Raw genomic sequence first — 23,489 nt, forward strand, 5'->3', positions numbered from 1 at the left:
CATCTTTTTGCTCAGAATGTGCTACGATACAGCACAGATCAACAAGCTGCAATGGTATAACGCCCTATGGCTAAACTTGAACTCCACGCTTGGTATCGCCAGTTTCGTAAGCTCAAAGATCAAGCGGCTGATGCGATTCTGCTCTTCCGTTTTGGTGATTTCTATGAAACCTTCGATGATGACGCAAAACTCATAGCCGAACTGCTTGATGTTACCCTCACGCGCAAAGATTATGCGGTTGACCGTAGTCAGCCCAAGGATCGCCAAAAGCTCTATACCCCGATGGCGGGTATGCCCTACCATGCGGTTGAGCGCTATGTGAGCGATCTGGTCAGCCGGGGCTACCGCGTTGCGATTGCCGAGCAACTGACCGAGACTGAGTCGTCGCGCAATGATACGCGCCCTCGTTCGATCTTTGCTGCGGGCATTCAGCCGGTGGCTGCCGGTGAGCTGGAACGCAAGATGGTACACCGTGCGATTGTGCGGGTGATTACCCCCGGTACGGTGATTGATGCCTCGATGCTTACGGCGCATGCCAATAACTATTTGGCCGCTGCGATTGTCGAAGGTGATGGCGTGGGCCTCGCCTATGCCGACCTCAGCACGGGTGAGTTTGCGGCTGGTGAGTTTCACGGCGAACGTTGTGCAATCCAACTGCAAGGTGAATTGGCGCGCCTACAGGCCGCCGAGATTCTGGTGCCCGATCTGCCCGAGTTGCGCCTGCCCAACCTTGCGCCTGCCCAGGCGAGCCTGACGCAAGACCTTGCGCCGATGACGAAGGACGAGCGTGATATGCTGCTGCCCCACGAGCGCGTTGCCCGCCGCATCGAGGGTGCCAGTACGGCCCGCTGGTCGCATGGCCAAGTCACGGCATGGCCGGTCTGGCGTTGGGAACTGCGCGAGGCCCAAGAGGTGCTGCTGCGCCAATTGCGCGTTGCGTCGCTGGCCGCCTTTGGCCTCGCTGAACGCCCCCTCGCAACCCGCGCCGCTGGTGCGCTGGTGCAGTATGTCCACGAGACGCAACGCCACCAGGCGGCCCAACTCTCCAACCTGCGTGTCTATACCACCGGCAGCTTTATGCTGCTCGATCCCCAGACACGCAGAAATCTTGAACTGCTCGAACCGAGCCGCCAAGGGGCCAAAACGACCCTGATTAGTGTCCTCGACCGCACGCGCACCCCGATGGGGGCACGCCTGCTGCGGCGCTGGCTGGCCCAACCGCTGCTCGAACTCGCGCCGCTCCAAGCGCGCCAAGCCGCTGTCGCTACCCTAGTGGAAGATAGCCTCATGCGCGCCGAACTGCGCGAAGCCCTTGGTGCCATTGGCGACATGGAGCGGGCGATCAACCGCATCGCCCAAGGCAGCAGCGTCGCCACCCCCCGCGATCTCGTGCAGCTCCGCACCAGCCTGCGCGCTATCCCGGCGGTGCTTGCGGCGCTGGGCGGGCGTGGGGCCGGGTTACTACCAGAGGAGCATAGGGAACAGGGAACAGAGAACGGAGAACAGAGAACAGAGAACAGAACGCAGAGCACAGGGGGCGGCAGTCAAGATGATGACGATCTCTTTGGGGATGATGATCATAGCGAAACCCAAACCCACTCCCCGATCCCCGCTCCCCACTCCCCACTCCCCACTCCCCGCTCCCCGCTCCCCGCTCCCCGCTCCCCGCTCCCCGCTCCTCGCTCCCCGCAGCCCGACCCATGCAGCGACATCCTCGATCTGCTCGAACGGGCGCTTGACGATGATCCGCCTGCGCTGTTGGGCGCTTCCAACTATCTGCGGAGTAGTGAAGAGGGGGGCGAGCGCCCGCGTCGTGTGATTCGTCCGGGCTATGAGCAGCGCATTGACGAGCGTGTGCGCCTCAGTCGCCATGCCCAGGAGTACCTTGATCGGCTTGAGGCGAAAGAGCGCGAACGCACCGGCATCAAGAGCCTCAAAGTGGGCTATAACAATGTCTTTGGCTACTTTATTGAGGTTTCGCGGACTACCGACGAACAGCTTATTCCCAAAGACTATGAACGCAAACAGACTTTGGTTGCTGCCGAACGTTATGTCACGCGCCAACTCAAAGAGTGGGAGAGCGTGATCAACGAGGCGCGGCTGCAACTGGTTGAATTGGAACGCGACGCCTTTGGGCGGCTCTGCAACGAACTGAGTGGCGGGCTGGAGCGTTTGCGTAGCACCAGCCGCGCCTTGGCCCATCTGGATACGCTTGCAGCCCTGGCCGAAGCCGCCGTGCGCGGGCGCTATGTGCGTCCCACCCTCAACGAGGGCACCGCGCTACAGATCGTCGCGGGCCGCCACCCCGTGGTGGAGCAGGTACTCAACGACCGCTTTGTTGCCAATGATCTCACCCTTGCCAGTGCCAGCGAACAACTCTTGATCATAACTGGCCCCAACATGTCGGGCAAGAGTACCGTGTTACGTCAAGTGGCCCTCATCGTCCTCATGGCCCAAATCGGCTCATTCGTACCCGCCGAGGCGGCAGAAGTCGGGCTTGTAGACCGCATCTTTACCCGGATTGGGGCACAAGACGATATTGCCACCGGCCAGAGTACCTTCATGGTCGAGATGACCGAAACGGCGGCATTGCTCTTGCAGAGTACCCCGCGCAGCCTGATCATTCTCGACGAAGTGGGGCGTGGCACCTCAACCTACGACGGCATGGCGATTGCGCGGGCGGTAGTCGAGTACATTCACAACGAACCGCGCCTGGGGTGTCGCACCCTCTTTGCTACCCACTACCACGAACTGACGGCGCTCGAACAAGAACTCGCACGCCTCCGTAATTACCACATGGCCGCCATCGAACAGGCGGGCCAGGTGGTCTTCCTGCATGAACTACGCCGGGGCAGTGCCGACCGCTCCTACGGCATCCATGTAGCCGAACTGGCTGGCATCCCGCGTGAAGTGATCACCCGCGCCAGCGCCCTGCTCAGTGAACTAGAAGGCCAGCGTCCGCAAAGGCAACCAAGCCCAGAGCAAGAAGAGCAGGAAGCAGCGCAGCAGAACGCACCATGCGCGCAAGAGCAGCCAAGTTCAGAGCATGCCCAGGAAGTAGCACAGGAGAACGCGCCACCGCATCCACCGCCTCCCCCCCCAGCCCCCGCATTCGCACCCATAGCCCCACCGGACCTCGCAACGGGGCAACTCTCACTCTTCGATCTCGCCCCCAACCCAGTCCTCACCTACCTACGCCGACTCAATCTCAACGAAATCACGCCCCTAGAAGCCATGATGAAGCTGCACGAACTTCAGAAACTCGCGGGATCTGAATAAGATTCACCACAGAGGCACAGAGAACACAGAGATGGTTTTCGCATAGCACTCACCGAAGCTTATGAACTCACCAGCGCAAGCCCATATCCTATTAGTTGATGACGAACCTGCGGTACGGCTAACCCTCGCCGCGCTCTTGCAGCGGCGCGGGTTCAGGGTCACCACTGCAGAAGACGGCGAAGCAGGGCTCGAACTGCTGAACGCCGGGCCTTATGCTATCTGCATTATTGATCTGCACCTACCAGGCATCAACGGCCTCAAGCTAGCCCGGTGCGCCCGCGAACGCTTTCCCAACCAGCCAATTCTGATCCTCACGGGCAGCGGGATCAGCCCCCATGATGATCTTAGCGCAGCGATGGATCCCTTCCCGGTACTCATGAAGAGCAGTAATCCTAGTGAAGTGTTGGATCGTGTGGCTGCGCTGTGTGGGCAAGAGCATACTTGAGTACAAAAGAGGGCTTGGAGGAGGCTTTGCCTCCCCCAAGCCCCCGCCGGGGGCTTAATGTAATGCGAATGGGTGCCCCACCTCCTAACGCCGCACTAAGGGTAACCAGACGCTATGCCTGCCGTCGTTCGCCGCGCCGACGGTGAAACTCCAGGTATGCGCTTCGGCCAAACGGTTGCCCGCGCGGTCGCGTACCCCTGTGGTGATGGTGACGCTGTAGCTGCCTGCGTTGAGCGCTTGGCGCGGCATGAGCACGATCTGGTTGCCTCGTGGATCAAAGTGGGCCAGGGTGGCAATCGTGTTCCCATTGCTGCTCTGTACCTGCACGGTGCTACTCGTCACCGTTGCGCCATCCAAAGCCTCCGACATGCCCGCAATGATCTGTGGCCCGTAGAGGTTGCCCTGGGTGTCGCTGAAGACCACCGTGCGCGAGGCGAGTACTCCGGTTGCATCGGCTGCCGGTAGGGTCCATACCACCTGGGGCGCACGCGTGTCGCCCTCAGAGCTGACTTCGATACGCACGTCGGCAGGGCGGCTGTCAATGGTGCCGTTGTTGGCCACGAAGCTGAAGAAGTCGGCCCCAACATAGCCCTCCATTGGCGTGTAGGTTAGGTTGGGCGGCGTGCCGCTCAGAGTGCCGAACAGGGGCGGTGTGGTGATGCGGTAGGTTACGGCAGCGTTCGAGACCTCGCGGGCGCTGAGGCTGATCGCGAGGGGCGTCTCATGCTTGGTGGTCAGCGTTTGCGGCTCGGCCACCACTGGCTGCACCATATGTACCACCACACTGGTCGGCGTCTCTTCGGGCACGCTGGGGAAATAGACCACCGCCTGGTTGGTGATGATCGTGCCGCCGGGCAGGTTGGGCTTGAGGTTTACCGTAAAGGTCACCTCGCCAGTAGAACCGGGCTGACCCACGGGATCGAGATCGCCAATCAACCAACTGATCTCGCGGGTGGTGGCGTTATACTCGCCGCCATTGCCGATCACGAGGGTCGCATCGTCAAAGTGTTCGTGGAGTTGGTCAATGATATAGACGCCATAGGCGATCCCTTCGCCGACATTCTCGTACTCGATGGTATAGGGCACCACCTGGCCGGGCAGCAGATCACCAGCGGGCCCATGCTTCTCGTTGGGGTCACGGGCGATGATAAAGCTATTGCCGCGACAGTCTACGCCATTACCAGAGTCGCTGCAGCCCGCACCAGGCACACAGCACTCACCAAAGGCACAGGGCAAGAACTCTGGCTTGGTGCTGTAGCAACCATTGCGGCAGCGCCAGACGGTGCGGTTGGGTACGCCAAGCCATTCGTAGATGTTGTACCAGCGCGGTTCGCAGGTCACCAGATCGTTTGTACAACTCTGACTGTTGGGATCACCGGCACACTGAGCGAGGCACTCGGTGACGCCCGCGAGATTGTCAAGTCCACTCACCCCCAGTAGCCGCTTGCCAATCGTGTCGGCGCATCTGGAGAGTTGATCGCTCAAAGGATCAGACCTCAGAGACTGGGCACAATCATAGGTTGCCATAATGGTACCGAGGGTACCGCTCACTTGTCCCACCACTGCCGAGAGGGCAACGTTACTGAGGCAGTTGCTGAGACAACAGCCAGCCCCGCTCAGTTCAGCGCAGAGTTGGGCGTCAACCACGGTACCGGGCCAGGCCGCGCCATTGATCGTATCCCACGCGCCCCAGTAGCGCCGCTCATCACTCAGCATATCCCACTGCATCCCCCCCCGAGCGTCTTCGACACGATAGCTGTTGGGGGCGTAGGTGGCAGCCTGGGTACGCTCACCATGCAGTTGCAAGACGCGCACTGCTCGCTCGCCGCGATGCAGCAAGATTGCCTGGTAGCTCTGCTGATCACCCGCGAGGTCTACCTGCTGGGCCCCGGCCCAGATGTAGCCCGCGTTGAGCGCCTGGGTATACAGGCTGTTCAGCTCGGCATTGGTATTGCGTAGATCGTTCCATTGGTTCAGACTCAGTTGCCCAACCTCGGCGATCGCTGGTGCGCTGTAGTTCTGATACGCAGTGCGATCAAGCAGATCCTGGTTGTAATTGGCGGCCACGAGCATGGCCGAACTGCTATCAAAGGTGCCAATTGGAATGCCCCACTGGAAGCGGGCGCGTACCAGGAACTGCTCACTGGCCCCAGGTGCGATGTTGCCTAACTTCCAGAAGACGACCTGACGGGCAGGCCAGTAGGTACCACTGCCACGATCCTCAAGGGCAGCGAGGTAGGGCAGGCGGAAGATCAGGATGGCATCGTTGATCGTACCTTCAGTGTGGTTGGCATAGCTCACCACATAGTCCACCAGTTGGCCGGGGAAGATGCCGCCGACACTTGCAATCTTCACCGCCACCTCAGCGGCTTGCACCGGCGACGCGGTCAGCCACGGATCGAAGAGGATATTATCATTATTCCAGAGCGTATTGCCCTGACCATCTGGATTCTTCCCAACATGCTTGGGCCCACTCGCGTGGCCCCACCAGTTGCCGCGCACATCGAGGGTGGGTTCGAGCGTATAGCCTAAGCCATACCCATCAATATCCTCGATCCGATTGTTGCGGAAGGTGAGGGTACCAAAGCTATTCACCCACAGCCCATGGCCGCCACTCGCATGGAAGGCACAATCTTCAACCCGCACCGTGCCGGTCGTATCAATTTCTAAAAGCGACCCAAAATTACGCCAGAAGGTACGCCCGCCATAGGCAACCTCACAGTGCTGCAAGGTAGCGCTGCTGCCTGGTGTTAAATGGATGCCATGCCATGCCCCCGCCCCCCGCTGCGCCCCCAAGAAGCGGATCGGCGCTTCTGGCGTGCCCACGGCTGTGAGTTGACCATTGACAGCCATAGATGAGCCTTGGGGGAAGTTGAGCGTGACTCCGGGCTCAAGCCGGAGCGCACCCTCACTACCAATCGAGAGGGTACTGCCTTCGACCAAAAAGGGTAAGCCCGCTTGCGGGATGCGCCAATGGCGGTTGTGCTGAATCCCAGCGAAGCCGATGAGCATGCCATTAAAATCATTGCCACTGATCGTGGTATCCGTCAGCACCGGCGTATCATTGTCGGCAGTCATGCGCAGCGCCGCGCCACCGTTGTTCGTTATGCGGCTATTGTTCAGGGTCACCTGATTGCCCACGCTGGCATTATCAAGCCCAAGCCCACCATTATCGCGGATGGTTACATTGTTCAAGGTGAGGGTCTGATCGCGTGGTGGGCCGCCGCCGATGCCTTTGGGCATCGCCAACCGGACACCATCACCACCATTGGCATAGATCTCACTAGCATTGAGCGTCAGTTCACCGTCATAGGTGGAAAGCACCAACCCATCACGCTGATTGTCATAGATACGCAGGTTGCGCATGGTAGTGCGCAGCGCCACCTGATTCTGTTGCCAGCCATCGAGTCGCAGACCGTCATGGGCGCTCTCACGAATCGTCACATCGCTGATCGCCACCTGATCGCTCGCTACCCAAAGCGCGGCAATACTCCCCCCCCAGGTGCCGCTGCCACCACCGCGAATCTCGGTATGGCTAAGCGTGCCCCGCGAGCCATACTGGAGAATCAGCCCCTTCCAAGCGCTCTCGAGGGGGGTAAGCATGATCGGCTCGGCCAGCGTCCCGGTAGCTGTCAAGGTGCCACCCTGCTGAACCACAATCCCTTGGCCGGTATAGAAACCAATGTGCGTCCCTGGACGCAGGATCAGCGTGTTATTGTCGTACACCCCGGCATCATTAAAGATGCGGAAGGGGCCACCATCAAGCACCGCCGTGCCCACTCCGGTGCCCCACGCAATGCCAACGTCATCGCTACTGTTGGCTTCCAGCGTCAAATTGCGGTAGCGTGCCGTCATAAACTGGGTATTCTGGTAGATCGCCCCGGGCAAATTCGGCTCGGCACTGCCCACATTATGTTCGATGTGCGTAGCCTCAATTTGCACATCCACGTCCGGCCCATAGAGGGCAATGCCCGCTTTGAGGCCGTGACTGATGCGGCTCTCGCGGATCTCTAGCGTGCTATCTTGGGCAAAGATCTGGGCACGATTCGCAAAGATCCAATTATCCCACCTGCCCAACTCCCCCGAGCCAGCATAACTGACCTGGGTGTGCAGTAGATTACCCCTACTGCCTGACGCAAAATGCAGGCCATACCACTCGCCCGCAGTGGCGGTATTAGCCCCACCACGGGAGCGATTATCGTTCAAACTGGTGAAGATCACCGGGCTGACCGCAGTTCCCTGGGCCTGCAAGCTGCCCTTGACCACAAGGGCGCAATTCTTGCTCCCCGAGGTTCCACAATTGCCCCCCACCTGCACCGCAGTCCCCGCCTGAAGCGTCAGGGTGGCCCCCTCCGCAACAATCAGGTTGCAGCCATCCAATTGATAGACATTATTCGCCGTCCATGTCGTATTGCTGGTCACGGTGCCACATGCAGGCACCACCGTCTGGGCTAGTTGCGGAGCTGCCGCCAAACTGCCCAATAAGGCCGGAAGTGAACCAAACAAAAGCACCAGAACCGCCACGCCCAACAGAATCGTAAGCCGCCAACGTACGTGGATGGATTTGGTAGACATCGCCGTCTCCTTTGCGAGCACAGCCCAAAAGTTGTCGAGTTACAACCTTGTATTATTAAAAATAAAAATGTTTTTAATTGTTTTTTATTAAGAAATAAGAAACTAAAAATAGAGAAACGATCCTCATTATAGCAATCCGAGCGTCTGTTGTACATAAAGGATTTGTTAAGGTTTTTTGTTCGGTTTTGGCGGCGAAGCCGCCAAAACCGAACAAAAGTAGTGTTAACAGCATCAACACATTCTAACAATCCTCTAACGCCCCATTAGCACAGGACATGCGAAGACCCGCTACACTAAGAGCAGTACATGATAAAGGTGTAGACTTCAGATAGAAGCGAGGAATGCTCATGGCGAAGATTGTAGGGATTGACCTCGGAACAACCAATTCCTGTGTTGCGGTGATGGAGGGCGGTGATCCCACCGTCATCCCTAATGCTGAGGGGAACCGCACCACGCCTTCGATAGTCGCGTTTGCCAAGAATGGCGAGCGCTTGGTTGGCCAAACCGCCAAGCGTCAGGCGACGATCAACCCCGATAATACGCTCTATTCGGTCAAGCGTTTGATTGGCCGCGATTATGACGAAACCCATACCGAGCGTGAGATGGTACCCTATAAGGTTGCCAAGGGGCCGCGTGGCGATGTGCGCATTGCGGTGCCCCAGACGGGCCGTGACTATGCGCCCCAAGAGATCTCCGCAATGGTACTGCAGAAACTCAAAGCCGATGCTGAGGCGTATCTGGGCGAGCCGGTCACCCAGGCGGTGATTACCGTGCCCGCCTATTTTAATGATAGTCAGCGCCAAGCCACGAAGGATGCCGGGAAGATTGCGGGACTTGAGGTGCTTCGGATTATCAATGAGCCCACCGCCGCCGCGCTGGCCTATGGCCTCGATAAGAAAAAAGATGAGACGATTCTGGTCTTTGACCTTGGCGGGGGTACGTTCGATGTCTCGATCCTTGAGGTTGGTGACGGCATCGTGGAGGTGAAGTCCACCAGTGGTGACACCCATCTCGGTGGTGATGACTATGATGCTGCGGTGGTAGACTGGATCATCGATGAGTTCCGCAAGGATCAGGGTATTGACCTGAGCAAGGATCGTCAGGCGTTACAGCGGCTCAAAGAGGCTGCCGAGAAGGCGAAGATGGAGCTTTCGGGCCTTACCGAGAGTGAAATCAACCTGCCCTTCATCACTGCCGATGCCACTGGCCCCAAGCACCTACAGATGCGCCTCAGCCGCGCCAAGTTTGAGCAGCTCACCGCCCATCTCACCGAACGGCTGCGTGGCCCGGTCAACCAGGCGATCAAGGACGCCAACATGCAGCCCAGCCAGATCGATGAGATCGTGCTGGTCGGTGGCTCCACCCGGATGCCGGTGGTGCAGGAGCTTGTACGCAAACTGACCGGCAAAGAGCCCAATAAGTCGGTCAACCCCGACGAGGTGGTAGCCATGGGCGCAGCCATTCAGGCTGGCGTGCTGGGCGGCGATGTCACCGGCGTGGTACTCCTCGATGTTACTCCGCTCTCATTGGGCGTCGAGACCCTCGGCGGTGTGATGACCAAGCTGATTGATCGCAATACCACCATTCCAACCCAGAAGAGCGAGATCTTCTCGACGGCTGCCGATGGTCAGACCGCCGTGGATATCCACATTCTCCAGGGCGAGCGCGAGATGGCGGGCGACAACATGACGCTAGGGCGCTTCCGGCTTGAGGGTATTCCCCCCGCCCCGCGTGGCGTGCCGCAGGTTGAGGTCACCTTCGACATTGATGCCAACGGTATTCTCCATGTGAGCGCCAAGGACAAGGCGACCGCCAAGGAGCAGCGCATCACCATTACGGCCAGCACCAACCTCAACAAGGACGAAGTGGAGCGCATGGTGCGTGAGGCTCAGACCCATGCTGAAGAGGACAAAGCACGGCGTGAACTGGTCGAACTCAAGAACCAGGCCGACAGCTTGAGCTATCAGAGCGAAAAGACCTTGGCCGATCTCGGCGATAAGGTGGACAGCATTGAGAAGGAGCGGGTCGAAGGGCTGATCAAGGATCTGCGCGATGCCGTCGCCCAAGAGGACAAAGAGCGCATGACAAGCCTGATGAACGAGTTGCAGCAGGCGATGTTCAAGCTCTCGCAGAGTGCCTATGGCGATGCCGAAGGGGCCGCTGCGCATCAAGGCCAAGCCCAGGGCCAGGGCGGCCAGCCCGGTGCCGCCGGGCGCAAGCGCGATGATGGGGTCGTGGATGGGGAGTATACGGTAGATTAAGGATAGAGTAACGAGAAAATAGAAAATAGGCAATAGCGCAAAAGTAACGCTGTGAATACGCCATCCTGGGTGTGCGGGCCAAAGGCCCGCGCACCCAGACAGCGTTCCTTTTGCGGTATTGCGAAAATAGGTTTGCGGCATCAGGATGCTTGGAGTGTCGGCTTTAGCCGACTAAAGTCGGCACTCCAGCGTGTGCCACATCATCAAGAACACCAAAGCCCATTGGGACGCCATGTTCGGCAATCTACAATCTACAATCTACAATCTGAAATGGTGTAACATCACCAGCGCACGGTCACTGGCGTACCCAGCGGAGCCCAGCCATAGACCCAGGCGGCTGCGCCGACTGGCAGGTTGATACACCCATGGCTACGACGCACGCCGGTGCCAAATTGGTTGTGCCAGTAGGTGCCGTGCATGGCTACATCACCCACAATGTACATTGCGTGGGGCACGTTGGGCACATTCCAGCACTCACCGCCGCTACAACCACTCATCGTCTGCGCAGGCACCTTATGGTAGATTGCAAAGCGGCCCACCGGCGTATTGAAGCCGTCACGCCCGGTTGAGACGGGGGCATCAAAGACGCGCTGTGTGCCCTCGTAGGCATAGAGCCACTGGGCACTCAGGTCAATCACAATCTGCTTGCCGCCGCCCTGTCCCGCCACAGGTGCGGATGCTTGGGCCGGTGCAGGCGCACGCGCAGGCGCAGCCGTCGGTGCAGGCGCAGCGGGCACCAGCGTTGGCAGGGGCGTCGGTTGGGGCGTTGCTGTGGGTAGCGGCGTCGCCGTTGCGGTTGCCAATGGGAACCACGCCTGTTGCCCCGCAAGCACCGGCTGGCCCCACTGATCCACAGGTAAGGCGCCGGCTGGATCCACCGGCGCTGTCGGCAGACCACGCAGCAACACCAGGTCGCGCCCCAGATCAGCAATCTGCACAACCGCCTCACCCAACTCAGGGTAATGCTCTAGGCGCACTCGCTCAAAATACTGCACCAGCGCCATCTGCGTACCCACATATTCCCATGTTGGCGCACTCAGCGGCAGCCCAAAGACATCCAGCCCCCCAGCCTCATGCCAAAAGCTGCGGAAGGGCTCGGCGAGGCTATCGCCTGTAGCGGCAACATCCCCAGCACCAACGCCACTCGGCGCAGCAAACTCGCGCCAGAGCGCTTGGGCATATTCTGCACCCAAATGCCCGCGCAGCACCGCATCCTGGTATTCTGGATGCAACTCCAAGCGTCCACGTTCAAAATACTGCACCACCAAGCCTTGTTCAAGCAATGGAGGCGTCAACGCAGCCCCTAGCGTTAAGGGGCCATTACTTGCTTGCCAATGGCCCAAAAAGCCATGGGTATGATCCAAACGCTGACCCGTACTCACAAAATAGAGCGCCTCACCCTCAGTTTGGGCTTGGCCCGTACGCGGCACCACCACGAGACCAGCCAGTAACCCCAGCAACAGACCAAGCACACCAAGCGGCCCCAAGTAGCGTGTAAGTGACATATGGTTAGCTCCAACATAAAAAGCCCGTAGTAGCTCATACCATTCACGATTGTAGATTGCAGATTGCCGAACATGGCGTCCCAATCGGCTTTCGCGTTTTTGATCATGCGGTATGTTCAAGGGTCATTGGTATCAGTATAGCACGCTGCAACGAGCCATAGGCTGAAGCGTTAGCATATGAGGTGTGCGGTTTCGCTGCCCTCGTGCCCCTACCGTCAGCTTCGCCTATGCTATAATGCCAAGCATAAGAAGCTGTCTGAAAAGCTGGTGGGCATGTGTTGGAGTGCCGGCTTTAGCCGGCTAAAGTCGGCACTCCAACGCCAGTTCATAGACTTTTCAGCCAGCCTCTAAGGTTTCAGGCTACATTACCCTTTAGAGACATTCAGCGCATCCTGATGTAGCAAACCCTATTTTCTATCTTCTAGTTTCTGTATCCCCTTCCACTATGGCTAAAACACTCCTCCAGGACGCCCCTGCCCCCGCAGGGGTTTTGCTATGGGAACGGGTGGCTCTTGCCGCCCTGATTGTGCTGGTGGCACTGTTGGCGCTGATCAATTTGCCCTATGTGCCACCAACATGGTTCGATGAAGGCTCGCACCTGCATGTTCCCAAGACGCTGGTGCGCTTTGGGGTCTATGCCGATATTAGTAGCGAGGGCTTTCGCTATTTTGGGCCAACCATCGGGGTTGGGCCGACGGTCATGCTACCCATTGCGCTTGCCTTCCAAGTGGCTGGCATTGGTCTGCTCCAGGCCCGCCTCGTGATGGTGACCTACTTGGCCCTTGCGCTGCTTGGGCTCTTTGTCTTGGCCCGTCGGCTCTATGGCTTCCAAGTAGCCCTCTTGGCGCTGTTGCTCGCCCTGGCTTCGCGTACGCTCCGCTTCGAGGGCATGGTGGAGTATGGGCGCCAGGCGTTGGGCGAGGTACCGGGGGTGGCCTTCCTGCTGGCCGGGCTGCTCGCCTATGCCTTGGGCCTCTTTAAGCCTGAACAGAGCCGTCGCTACGCCCTGCTGGCCGGGCTAGGCTTTGGCTTGGCCTTGGTAACAAAGAATCAGTTTGTGCTGATTGTGCCACCTACGCTAGTGCTTTTAGCCCTGCTCGACTGGCTCTACTATCGCGCTGGCGACTGGTGGCTGCGCCTTGCGCCGCCAGTGATTGCTGTAGCCTGCTTTGGTGCATGGACAGTGACGATGCTCGCCTTCTTTGGGCCTGATGGTTTTAGTGCGAATTTGGCGAAAACACGCCAAGCCGCCGGTGGGGCGATCTTTGTCTTTGATCCCGAAGCCACCCGGCGCGCGGTCGTCTACCTTGTGCAGGTCTATGGCGGCCTGCTCGTACCCGGGTTACTCTACAGCATCTGGCGTAGCCGCGAACGAACGCCCCACGCGTTAGCGATGCTGGCTCCAAGCCTGATGGCGATCCTCTGGCTCAGTTGGTTTGTCACATCGCTTGGCTGGGCGCGCTACGCCTTCCCGGCGGTCATCCTGGGCAGCCTGGCGGTTGCCCGGCTCGTTGCCGATCTGCTGCACGAACTCTACGCCCGCCGCCAGCGCCTCGTCCTCGCAGGGGCCATGCTCTACCTCAGTGTCGCCATTATGCTGCCCCTCAGCCTCACGGCCCAAGTCATCCTCAGCCCACAGGACGCGGCCCAACGCATGGCTGCTTTTATGGATGCCAATGTGCCCTTCGATGTCATCGTAGAGACCTGGGAGCCGGAGCTGGGCCTGTTGACCGACCATAATTACCATTATGTCCCTACTGAACTGCTCGATCCCGCAGTGCGCCGTCAGTGGCTCGGTGGCCCACCAATTAGCTACGCTGGCCTCGACGCCGAACCGCCCTTTGTGCTCTTGGGGCCGTTTAGTGGCTACACTGAGATCTATCCCATTGATGTGCTAGAACGGGAATATCGGGTGCTCTATACTGCCGAGCCCTATGTGTTGCTGGAGCGCGTGCCTCGCCCGTAGGATGGCTGTCTGAAAAGCTAGTGCGCACGGTATTGGAGTGCCGGCTTTAGCCGGCTAAAGCCGGCACTCCAATACCGTGCTGGCTTCGACAAGCTCAGCCACCGCACCACCGCGCCGCTGGCTCGGTGGTTGAGCCTGCCGAAACCAGCTTGTCGAAGCCAAGCGGCGCGGCCCAGAGCTTTTCTCCCCTCAATCTTACTTGCATGTTCAAAGACTTTACGTTACAGTAAAGACAAGATCATTGCAAAGCATGTGCAGCCTGCGCCTGAGGAGGGAGCATGTCTGACCCCCAGCGCCCGAATGAGCAGTTCAAGGGCCTCTGGATTTCCGATATGGCCATCCGCCAGCCGGTGTTTATCACGATGGTGATGCTGGCGGTTGTTACGTTTGGTTTGCTTTCGTTTCGTACCTTGCCGGTGAATCTGCTGCCCGATATTGATATTCCGGTGATGTCGGTATCGTTGCGCTATCCCGGTGCTGGCCCTGAAAGTGTGGCCGATCAGGTGGTGCGCCCGCTTGAGGATTCGGTCAATACGATTGCTGGCCTGCGCGATCTTACGTCGCAAGCTAATGACGGCCTGGCTATCCTCATCCTTGAGTTTGAGGCTGGTACCGATATTGCGAAGGCCGACCAGGATGTCCGCGAGAAGATCAATGCGGTCATGCCTGCGTTGCCCCGCGATGTGCGCCAGCCGGTCTTTCAGCGCTTTGATCCCAATCAAGACCCGATCATGTCGGTGGCGGTGGCGGGGACTGCGGGCCAATCGCCCCTTGAGTTGCGCCAAGTTCTCGATAATGAGATTGTTCCGCTGCTGCAACGCGCCCGTGGTGTCGGGAATATTGATGTGGATGGCGGTGAACTGCGTCAGATCAATGTGCTCATGGATCTGCAGAAGCTGCAAGCCTACGGCATTCTGCCGGTGCAGTTGACCAATTCGTTGCGTCAGGCGAACGCTAACCTTGGCTTGGGTAGCATTGTTCAGGGTAGTACCGATATTAGCCTGCGTGCGCCCTCGCTGCTGCAAACCCCCGAAGATATTGCGAATATCCAGATTACCGGCACGCCCTATCGCATCGGTGATGTCGCCACCATCGAAGATGGCGCCGCCGAGCGCATGAGCTACGCCCGGCTCGATGGCAGCGATGCGATTATTCTCTCGATTCGTAAGCAGTCTGGGGCCAATACCGTTACGGTTGCCGATAATGTCCATGCAGCCATGGTTGAGGTTTTTGCCAATCGCCCTGAACTGACCTACACCATTGCGCGTGATGATTCCGAATTTGTCCGCGCCTCTATCTCTTCCTCGCTAGAAGAACTTGTCTTTGCCTCCATCGCTGCCTTTTTGGTGGTCTGGTTCTTCTTCCGCAACCTACGCAGCACGATCATCACCATGGCGGGCTTGCCGGTCATCCTGATTGGCACCTTCATCTTTATGCCCGTCTTTGATCTCTCGGTCAACCTGATTACCCTGCTGGCGCTCTCGCTCTGCGTGGGCCTCGTGATTGACGATGCCATCGTTGTGCGTGAGAACATCTTCCGCCATATGGAACGGGGCGCATCGGCGCGCATCGCCGCCTCCAAAGGCACCTGGGAGGTCGCCCTCTCGGTTGTGGCCATGACGCTCACCATTGTCGCTGTCTTTGTACCGGTCACTTTTGCCGAAGGCACCGCCGGGATCGTCTTCCGCTCCTTTGGGTTGGTCATTGCGGTTGCTATTCTGCTCTCGCTACTTGAGGCTTTTGTTCTGGCCCCAATGCTTTCGGGCAATGTCTTCCCCGGAACCAATCTGAAGAAGGAGCATAAGCCCCACGCTTCGGTGGATCAGGCTCTACCCGACCTGAAACTTGAGCATATTGCTGGGGCGAATGCCGAACGTGATGCCAGCCTTATCCAAGAAGCCCAAGAGGACCCTGGGCGCTTGGGGCGGGCCTATGGCAAGCTGCTCGCGTGGACGCTCGCCTCGACCCGTAATCGGCTCACGGTGATTGGTATTGCGCTTGGCGTCATGGTGGTGAGCCTTTTTGTTGCCTCGACGCTCAAGTTCTCCTTCTTCCCAGAGCAGGACCCCCACGAGTTCCTGATGGGCTTTGAGGCTGCGCCGGGCACGACGCTCGCCGAGACCAATCGGCTGGCGGCGCGGGCCGAGGAGATTCTGCTGGCCGATCCGGCGGTCGAGACGGTCATTGCGACGGTGGGCTACAGTGGTAACCCCGAACGCACCCAGTTCTTTGTGAAGCTGGTGGCCCGCACGCCCACCCTTGAGGTGCAAGAGCGCCTGCGCGAACAGTTGCTTTTCCTGCCGCGCCTCGCTTTTGCCCTCCCCAGCTTCCAACCCACCAGTACGGGCGTCGCTGGTCGTGAACTGCTCGTGAGTGTGCAATCCACCCGCCCAACCAACGAACTCGGCCCAGTGGTTGATGCGATCAAGGGGCAAATGGCGACCATGCAGGGCCTCGTGGATATTGACACCAACTTCCAGACGGGCCGCCCGGAACTGCGCTTCATCGCCGATCCGGGGCGCATCGGCGAACTGGGGGTTACCAACGATGACATTGCCAATTCGGTACGCGCCCTGATCAGTGGCGATGTGGCTACGGCCATGCGTCAGGATGGGGTTGACACCGACATTGTGGTGCGCCTGCGCGAAAGCGACCGCAGTGGCATCGAGGCGCTCAATGCGATCAGTATCCCCACCAACGCTGGCAACGTCCCGCTGAGCGCCCTCGGTCGCATTGAAATTGGCGACAGTCCCGTCACGATTCGGCGCTACAACCGGCTCAACGAAGTCTTGGTTGGGGCCAACCTCCAGAATCGCAACCTGGGCGAAGCGCAAGAAGAGTTGAATATGCGTATCGCCGCCCTGGGTATTCCCAACGATGTCGTTATCGAATATACCGGCATCATGGAGCAGACCACCGAAGGCTTTGATTCGCTCTTCCTAGCAATGGCCCTCTCGGTACTCTTTGTCTACATGGTGCTTGCCTCGCAATTTGGCTCCTTCACCCAACCACTCGTGATCATGATGGCCATGCCCTTCAGCTTCATTGGTGCCTTCCTCGCGCTCCGCATTCTCAATGTTGATCTGGACATCACCGGCATGATCGGCCTGATTCTGCTCTTGGGCCTTGTGGTGAAAAACTCGATCTTGCTGGTAGATTTTACCAACCGGATCCGCGATCTTGGCCTCAACAAACACGATGCCCTGCGCCTAGCCGGGGCCATTCGTCTGCGCCCCATCCTGATGACCGCGCTCTCACTCATTGCCGGTGCTATGCCCACGGCAATTGGCCTGCATGTCTTTGGAACTGGCCAGGGCACCGAGTTTCGCAGTGGTCTTGCCTGGGTGATCATTGGGGGCATGACCACCTCGACGCTGCTTACGCTGCTGGTCGTGCCTACGGTCTATAGCTTAATGGACTCAGTTGCTACACGCACGACTAACTGGGCCGTGCGGCGCTTCCCTTCACTCATTGCCATACCCGAAGCAGCGCCAGTTTTATCAGATTCGCAGCCACCAACGTCATCACCAAGCACAACGCAGGCCAATGCACCAAGCCCAGCTTCGCAGCAGCCCGCACCAAGCCACAATCGGCCTATTTCATCAGAACCGACTGCTGATTGACACCAGTAATACCATTTACGATTGTAGATTGTAGATTGCAGATTGCCGAACATGGCGTCCCAATAGGCTTTAGCGTTCTTAATCATGCGGCATGCCTCATGACATTCAAGCGCATTGAGACGCCATGTCCGGCTATCGGCTATCGGCTATCGGCTATCGGCTATGGTATAAGTAAGGAGAGTCCCTTGACCACGCGCATCATAGGTATGCTGTTGCTGGCCCTGCTGCTCGGTGCCTGCGCCAGCCAAGAAGTGGAGCAACCCCAAGTGGTTGCGAATGTTCCAACCATCGAGTTGCCCACCAGCGCACCGCTTGGGGCGGCGACCACAGTGGTTGATGGCGAGAGCCCTGCGCCACCCGCAGCGCCCAGCATAGGGTTGGGGGTTACGGCGGCGGGCGAAGTGCAAGCGCGGCGCAAAGCCGACCTGAGCTTTCGTGTGCCGGGCAACATTGCGGAAATTTTGGTAGAAGAGGGCGAAACGGTGCGCCCTGGAACGGCGTTAGTGCGTCTTGACCTTGCAGAACTTGAGTTGGCCGTTCGCCAGGCGGAGGCGGGGGTTGCCCAAGCCCAAGCGGGCTACGAACGGTTGGCCGAGGGCGCACGCCCCGAAGATATTGCCGCCGCCCGCGCCCAGGTGGCTCAGGCTCAAGGCGCCTTGCGTCAGGCCCAGGGCAGCGTTACGGCTGAAGACATTGCCGCCGCCGAGGCTTCACTGGCCAGCGCCATTGCACGCCAGGCGGAAGTCGCAGCGGGGCCCAAGACCACCGATCTGCAACAGGCCGAGGCGGGGGTTGCCCAGGCCCGTGCCAACCTCGACATGCAGCGTACCAACCTCTCAGCCGCCAAGAACAACGCCCAGTTGCAAGTGGAGATTGCGGCCAACAATCTGCGCGATGCTCAACAGACCTACTCAAGGATCTATTGGGATAACGTTGAGTTGCGGCAAGAACTCGATAAATTTGGGCGCGACATGCCTCAGGAGGCGCTCGATGCGGAAGACCAGGCGCTACGCCGGGTCAATAGCGCCGAAGTCCAGCTTGAGCAGGCCCGTCTGGGCCTTGAGCAGGCGGTACGCAATGAGCGCGAAGGTATCCAAGCGGCTGAGGCGAACCTGCGTAACGCAGAGGCGAGTCTGCAACGGCTGCTCGATGGGGCCACGGCTGAACAGCGTGCCGCCGTGGATGCCCAAGTAGCCCAAGCGCGTGCCAACCTCGACAAGTTGCGCGGCGAACAGCGCATCGGCTCGGTGCAATCGGCCCAAGCCTCAGTCAATGCCGCCCAAGCCAGCCTTGCCCGCACCACCGCTGGGGCTACCGCCGCAGAACTGGCCCAAGCTCAGGCCCAAGTTGACGCAGCCACTGCCCAACTCGAATCGGCGCGCCTCAACCTGGCCAAAGGCACTCTCACCGCACCCTTTGCGGGCACCATCGCCCGCATCAATGTCGAAATTGGCGACATTGCTGGCACCAGTCCGTTGCCCGCCGTACAGATTGTAGACACCAGCCAACTACGCATCGAAGTCAACGTAAGCGACACCGATGTAGCCCGTGTCCGCATTGGGCAGAGTGCGCGCATCACAATTGACGGCATCCCCGGACGTACCTTCAGTGGCACGGTTACCTTCATTGCGCCCACGGCCAGCGTCGTCGGCAACGTGCGGACCTTCCCCGTGCGCGTGACGCTGGATGAGCAGGACGAACTGCGCGCTGGCATGAGCGCCCGCGTGACGATTGAAGTGGATCGCTGACACATGAGGTTCAGAAGTTGTCTGAAAAGCTAGTGGGCACACGTTGGAGTGCCGGCGTTAGCCGGCTAACGCCGGCACTCCAACGCCAGTTCATAGGCTTTTCAGACAGCATCTGAAGAAATGCCAAACAAAAACCTCTCTTCTCCGTGTCCTCTGTGCCTCTGTGGTGAATCGCTCTGTATCTCTGCAACAACTCTCCTACAACCATGAGCCAAAATCTGCGCGAACGTCGCCGTGCGCTACTCCGCGACGAAATCCTCGAAGCGACCCACCAACTCATGACTGAGCGTGGCTATGCGGCAATGTCTATGGAGGATCTCGCAGCGCGGGTGGGGGTATCAAAACCAACGCTCTACAATCAATTCCCCACCAAAGAGGACCTCGTAGCCGCAATGGCCAGCCAACTCATCGAACGGGTCTTTGCCCAACTCGAAGCAGCCAACGACGCATCTCCTTTAGCTCGGCTACTCGAATTTCTACACAATACTATTCGCATTCAAATTGAGCATGGTACCAACTCCATGCAACTCCACATGCCCGAAATTCTCACCATCCTTGAGCGCAACCCTGACTCACGGGCCTTGCTCCTGCGCGTAGATGCACGCCTCGTGGCGACCATTCAGGAGGCCCAAGCCCTTGGCGAAATTGATGCAACCCTTGATGCCGCCAGCCTGCTACGCATCTTCAACGCACTCATCCTAACCCCCAACATGGGCAACCTCAGTTCATGCAGCCCGGCTGACCCCCAGCGCATGGCTGACGATGCGGTTATGATCTTTCGCCGGGGTGTGCAGCCACTACGATTGTAGATTGCAGATTGTAGATTGTAGATTGCAGATTGCAGATTGCAGATTGTAGATTGCAGATTGCAGATTGTGCTTACCGTCGTTGTCGCGGGAGACACAACGACCGCTGGGACACTTAAAAATTTCTGCTTCCCTAACAAGCTTTCTTGGCAGATGTGGTATCCTTAAGCATACACCCTGTTCTTCTGTTCCTTTGTTCCTTTGTTCCTTTGTTCTTCTGTTCTTCTCCTCCTCTCTTCCCCAAGGAGTCCTTGATATGCTACGCGAACGCTACGCTCATCAGATCGGTGGCCTGCGTGATGACCTGCTGCGTATGGGCAGCATGGTTGAACAGGCGCTGCTACGCGCCTTGAAAGCGCTTGATCATTGGGATACTGCAATGGCTGCTCAGGTGATTAGCGATGATAGTCGCATTGATGAGGTGTGGCGCAGCCTGGAAGAGCGCACTATTATGCTGTTGGCTACACAACAGCCCATTGTTGCCAGCGACCTGCGGCTCTGCACGGTGGTCACTGCCATTGCGGGTGAGCTGGAGCGTATTGGCGACTATGCGAATGCGATTGCACGGCGGGTACGCTCGGCTACCAAGCGCCCGGCGCTGCTGCCGCCGCCACCACAAATCCAAGAGATGGCCGAACTCACCTTGCAGATGGTGCATACGAGTTTGGAAGCCTTTCTGCACCAGGATGTTGACTTGGCCCATTCGCTAACGGCGAGCGATGAGCGCGTAGATGAACTTGAAGATCGCTTGCGCGCCGAGATTATTGCCAATGCCAAGCGCGATCCGGATTGCTTCGAGGCGGCCATTGATATGATTGATGTGGTTCACGCCCTCGAGCGTTCAGCCGACCGAGCGACCAATATTGGCGAGCGGGTGATCTATTTGGTGACCAGTAGTATCGAGACGATCAATTGATGCTGATCATTACATGCTAGGCTGTTGGACTTGGGGCATCTGTTCTATGCTATAATCGGCGCGCAATAGCGGGACGAGGGCACGGCCCACTGCACCGCCAACCAGACGATATAAGGAACAATGGGGATGAAGCTCACCTGTTTACAAGAAAATCTCAAGCGCGGACTGGCTACCGTAAGCCATGCGGTTGCGGGAAAAAGCACCTTGCCAGTCTTGTCCAATGTGCTCCTGGCCTGCGATGGGGGGCGGCTCAAGTTGGCGGCTACCAATCTGGAAGTTGGGATTACCCATTGGATTGGGGCGCAAATCGAAGAGGAAGGGGCGATTACGGTACCGGCTAAACTGCTGACCGATGTGGTAGGTAGCCTACCGAATGATCGCATTACCATCACGCTTGATGCCCGTACCCAAACTATTACGATTCAGTGTGGGCGCTTTACTACCAATATTAAGGGCATTGAGGCTGAAGAGTTTCCCAACATCCCAACGATCAGTGACCAGCAACCAGCGGCGAGTTTGCCCCCCGATGTGCTGCGGGAGGCGATTGATCAAGTCGTCTTTGCGGCTGCCAGCGACGATTCGCGCCCAGTGTTGGCCGGGGTGCTGGTGCGCCTCAATGAGAACCGCCTCTTCATGGCTGCTGCCGACGGCTTCCGCTTGGCCACGCGCACCGTCACTATGCCAGAACCAGTAGAAGCGCAGATTGAGTTTATTGTGCCCGCCCGTACCTTGGCTGAGTTGAGCCGCATCGCGAGTGAGACGCAGGGCGTGTTGAGCCTGACGGTGGCCGCTGGTGGGAGTCAAGTACTCTTCCATACCGAAAATACAGAACTGGTCTCGCGTCTTATTGATGGCCGCTTCCCCGATGTGGAACGGATTATTCCCCAACAGTATACGACCCGTACTATTCTGGAAACATCCGAACTGACCAAAGCGGTCAAACTGGCATCCTTCTTTGCCTCCGCAAGCCAGAATGTGGTCAAATTGACCATGGAGCCGGGTGGTGATCTAGGGCCGGGGCGCTTGACCATCAGTGCCAATGCCGCTGAAGTTGGCGATAATACCGGCGAGCTTGATGGCATGATTACTGGCGATGGCGGTCAGATTGCACTCAATGTGAAATACCTAGCGGAGCTATTGGGGGCGATCAAGAGCGCCCAGATTGCTATTGAAACCCAGACAGCCCAGAGCCCAGGGGTCTTTAGGCCGGTGGGTAGTGAAGGCTATATTCATATTATTATGCCTATGAGTATTCGCTGAGAGGAACAGAGGAACAGAGGAACAGAGGAACAGAGGAACAGAGGAACAGAGGAACAGAAGAACAGAGGAACAGAAGAACAGAGGAACAGAGGAACAGAAGAACAGAAGAACAGAAGGCGGTGGCTGAGCCTGTCGAAGCCACCGCCTTCTGTGTTGATTCGCAATTTCACCGATTTGCCACTTGAGATGCCATGTCCGGCAATCTACAATCTACAATCTACAATCTACAATCTGCAATCTGCAATCTACAATCTGCAATCTGCAATCTGCAATCTACAATCTCTCATCCCAAACCAAGAGGCCCGGGTGCGTTGTTAGTGGGAGGGTTGTACACCAGTGTTCGCTGAGGGTGCGGGTGTAGGGGTCGGGCGGTAGGCTGGTGATCTGGCCCTCATGATCGAAACAGACGCGCACGCACGAAAAGGCGAAGGTGAGCTCGGCTTTGCTGCTGATGATCAGTTCGACTTCGCCTGCGGCCCCCGTTTCGACGCTGCCGCCTAGCTCGGCAAGAGCCTCGCGTAGCGCAGCAAGGTCGAGGTTGAGCCGCTGTTTGCGGGTGCCGCCAACGACAATGGCGATCTGGTGGCTGGTGATGATCGAGTCGATCAGGAAGAGTTCGTAGGGTTCGCTGCTGAAGAGCATGGTGGCTGCAGGGTTGTGCCGTGCGATGCGCCGTTCCGTCAGCGCCCAACCGAGCGCGTTGATGTCGAGGGCGCTACGCTTGGCCGCCGGGAAGGCAAAGGCGAGGTAGGCCGCGCCGTTTAGTCTCGCTTCGAGGCTGGCATGGGGTAGCCCAAAGCCGCTCAGGAAGCCGCGTAGGATGTGTAGCCCCAAATCGAGCGTCACTCGGCGCGACCGCCGCCCTGAGATGTCGGTGAGTAGTGATGCTTGTGGCTGTAAGCCCAGCGGCTGTGCGTTGTCGAGTAGGGGTAGCAGCGAGCCGCGAAAGAAGCTGCGCCCCTGGCGATACAGGACGACCGAGAGTGGGCGCACCCGTGCATCTGGGATACGTACCATGTTTGCGCCGTACAATTCATGCACGAGGCTTACTAAAGGGTCCTCGCGGCATAGGCGAAAAAGGGTCATGAGGTCTCCTAGTTTTTTG

General features: G+C 58.5%; 13 protein-coding genes. 10 read left to right on the forward strand and 3 right to left on the reverse strand.

Translation table 11 applies throughout. The features are described from left to right. The first annotated feature begins 66 nt into the window (after positions 1–66). Positions 67–3,279: a DNA mismatch repair protein MutS gene (gene mutS, locus CJ255_RS08440; protein ID WP_097643664.1), complete on the forward strand. Its 3,213-nt coding sequence runs from the start codon at positions 67–69 to the stop codon at positions 3,277–3,279. Between the two features lie 61 nt (positions 3,280–3,340). Further along, positions 3,341–3,724, forward strand: coding sequence for a response regulator (locus CJ255_RS08445; RefSeq protein WP_097643666.1), 384 nt, complete (start codon positions 3,341–3,343; stop codon positions 3,722–3,724). A gap of 84 nt (positions 3,725–3,808) precedes the next feature. Here the strand turns inward: CJ255_RS08445 and CJ255_RS08450 are convergent, their stop codons facing one another. Further along, complete coding sequence (locus CJ255_RS08450; protein ID WP_097643667.1) at positions 3,809–8,299, reverse strand: right-handed parallel beta-helix repeat-containing protein; 4,491 nt, start codon at positions 8,297–8,299, stop codon at positions 3,809–3,811. A 347-nt stretch (positions 8,300–8,646) separates the two neighbouring features. Here CJ255_RS08450 and dnaK point away from each other — a divergent pair, with 347 nt between their 5' ends. Continuing rightward, positions 8,647–10,560 (forward strand): molecular chaperone DnaK, encoded by a 1,914-nt coding sequence (dnaK, locus tag CJ255_RS08455; RefSeq protein WP_097643687.1) that lies wholly within the window; start codon positions 8,647–8,649, stop codon positions 10,558–10,560. A 281-nt stretch (positions 10,561–10,841) separates the two neighbouring features. Here the strand turns inward: dnaK and CJ255_RS08460 are convergent, their stop codons facing one another. Next, on the reverse strand, positions 10,842–12,065 hold the full coding sequence (locus CJ255_RS08460; RefSeq protein ID WP_097643668.1) for a L,D-transpeptidase: 1,224 nt from the start codon (positions 12,063–12,065) through the stop codon (positions 10,842–10,844). 445 nt (positions 12,066–12,510) lie between these two features. Between CJ255_RS08460 and CJ255_RS08465 the strand changes: the two genes are divergently transcribed. From CJ255_RS08465 to CJ255_RS23465, 7 genes are all read left to right on the forward strand, one after another. After that, complete coding sequence (locus tag CJ255_RS08465; protein ID WP_097643669.1) at positions 12,511–14,031, forward strand: ArnT family glycosyltransferase; 1,521 nt, start codon at positions 12,511–12,513, stop codon at positions 14,029–14,031. Between the two features lie 278 nt (positions 14,032–14,309). Further along, positions 14,310–17,654, forward strand: a complete 3,345-nt coding sequence (locus tag CJ255_RS08470; RefSeq protein ID WP_097643671.1) for an efflux RND transporter permease subunit — start codon at positions 14,310–14,312, stop codon at positions 17,652–17,654. A gap of 98 nt (positions 17,655–17,752) precedes the next feature. After that, positions 17,753–19,402, forward strand: a complete 1,650-nt coding sequence (locus tag CJ255_RS08475) for an HlyD family secretion protein (RefSeq protein ID WP_245863266.1) — start codon at positions 17,753–17,755, stop codon at positions 19,400–19,402. Between the two features lie 206 nt (positions 19,403–19,608). After that, positions 19,609–20,211 (forward strand): TetR/AcrR family transcriptional regulator, encoded by a 603-nt coding sequence (locus tag CJ255_RS08480; RefSeq protein ID WP_097643673.1) that lies wholly within the window; start codon positions 19,609–19,611, stop codon positions 20,209–20,211. A 253-nt stretch (positions 20,212–20,464) separates the two neighbouring features. Continuing rightward, positions 20,465–21,124 (forward strand): phosphate signaling complex protein PhoU, encoded by a 660-nt coding sequence (phoU, locus tag CJ255_RS08485; RefSeq protein ID WP_097643675.1) that lies wholly within the window; start codon positions 20,465–20,467, stop codon positions 21,122–21,124. Between the two features lie 126 nt (positions 21,125–21,250). After that, positions 21,251–22,384, forward strand: coding sequence for a DNA polymerase III subunit beta (gene dnaN / locus CJ255_RS08490; protein ID WP_097643676.1), 1,134 nt, complete (start codon positions 21,251–21,253; stop codon positions 22,382–22,384). Positions 22,385–22,534: 150 nt separating this feature from the next. Beyond that, positions 22,535–22,702, forward strand: a complete 168-nt coding sequence (locus tag CJ255_RS23465; protein WP_165774625.1) for a hypothetical protein — start codon at positions 22,535–22,537, stop codon at positions 22,700–22,702. Here the strand turns inward: CJ255_RS23465 and CJ255_RS08495 are convergent. Continuing rightward, positions 22,658–23,470 (reverse strand): gasdermin, encoded by an 813-nt coding sequence (locus tag CJ255_RS08495; RefSeq protein ID WP_439100145.1) that lies wholly within the window; start codon positions 23,468–23,470, stop codon positions 22,658–22,660. The two genes, CJ255_RS23465 and CJ255_RS08495, sit on opposite strands and share 45 nt — an antisense overlap. Positions 23,471–23,489 lie beyond the last annotated feature (19 nt).

Origin of the sequence: Candidatus Viridilinea mediisalina, assembly GCF_002532535.1 — a bacterium.
Taxonomy (GTDB): Bacteria; Chloroflexota; Chloroflexia; order Chloroflexales; family Chloroflexaceae; genus Viridilinea; species Viridilinea mediisalina.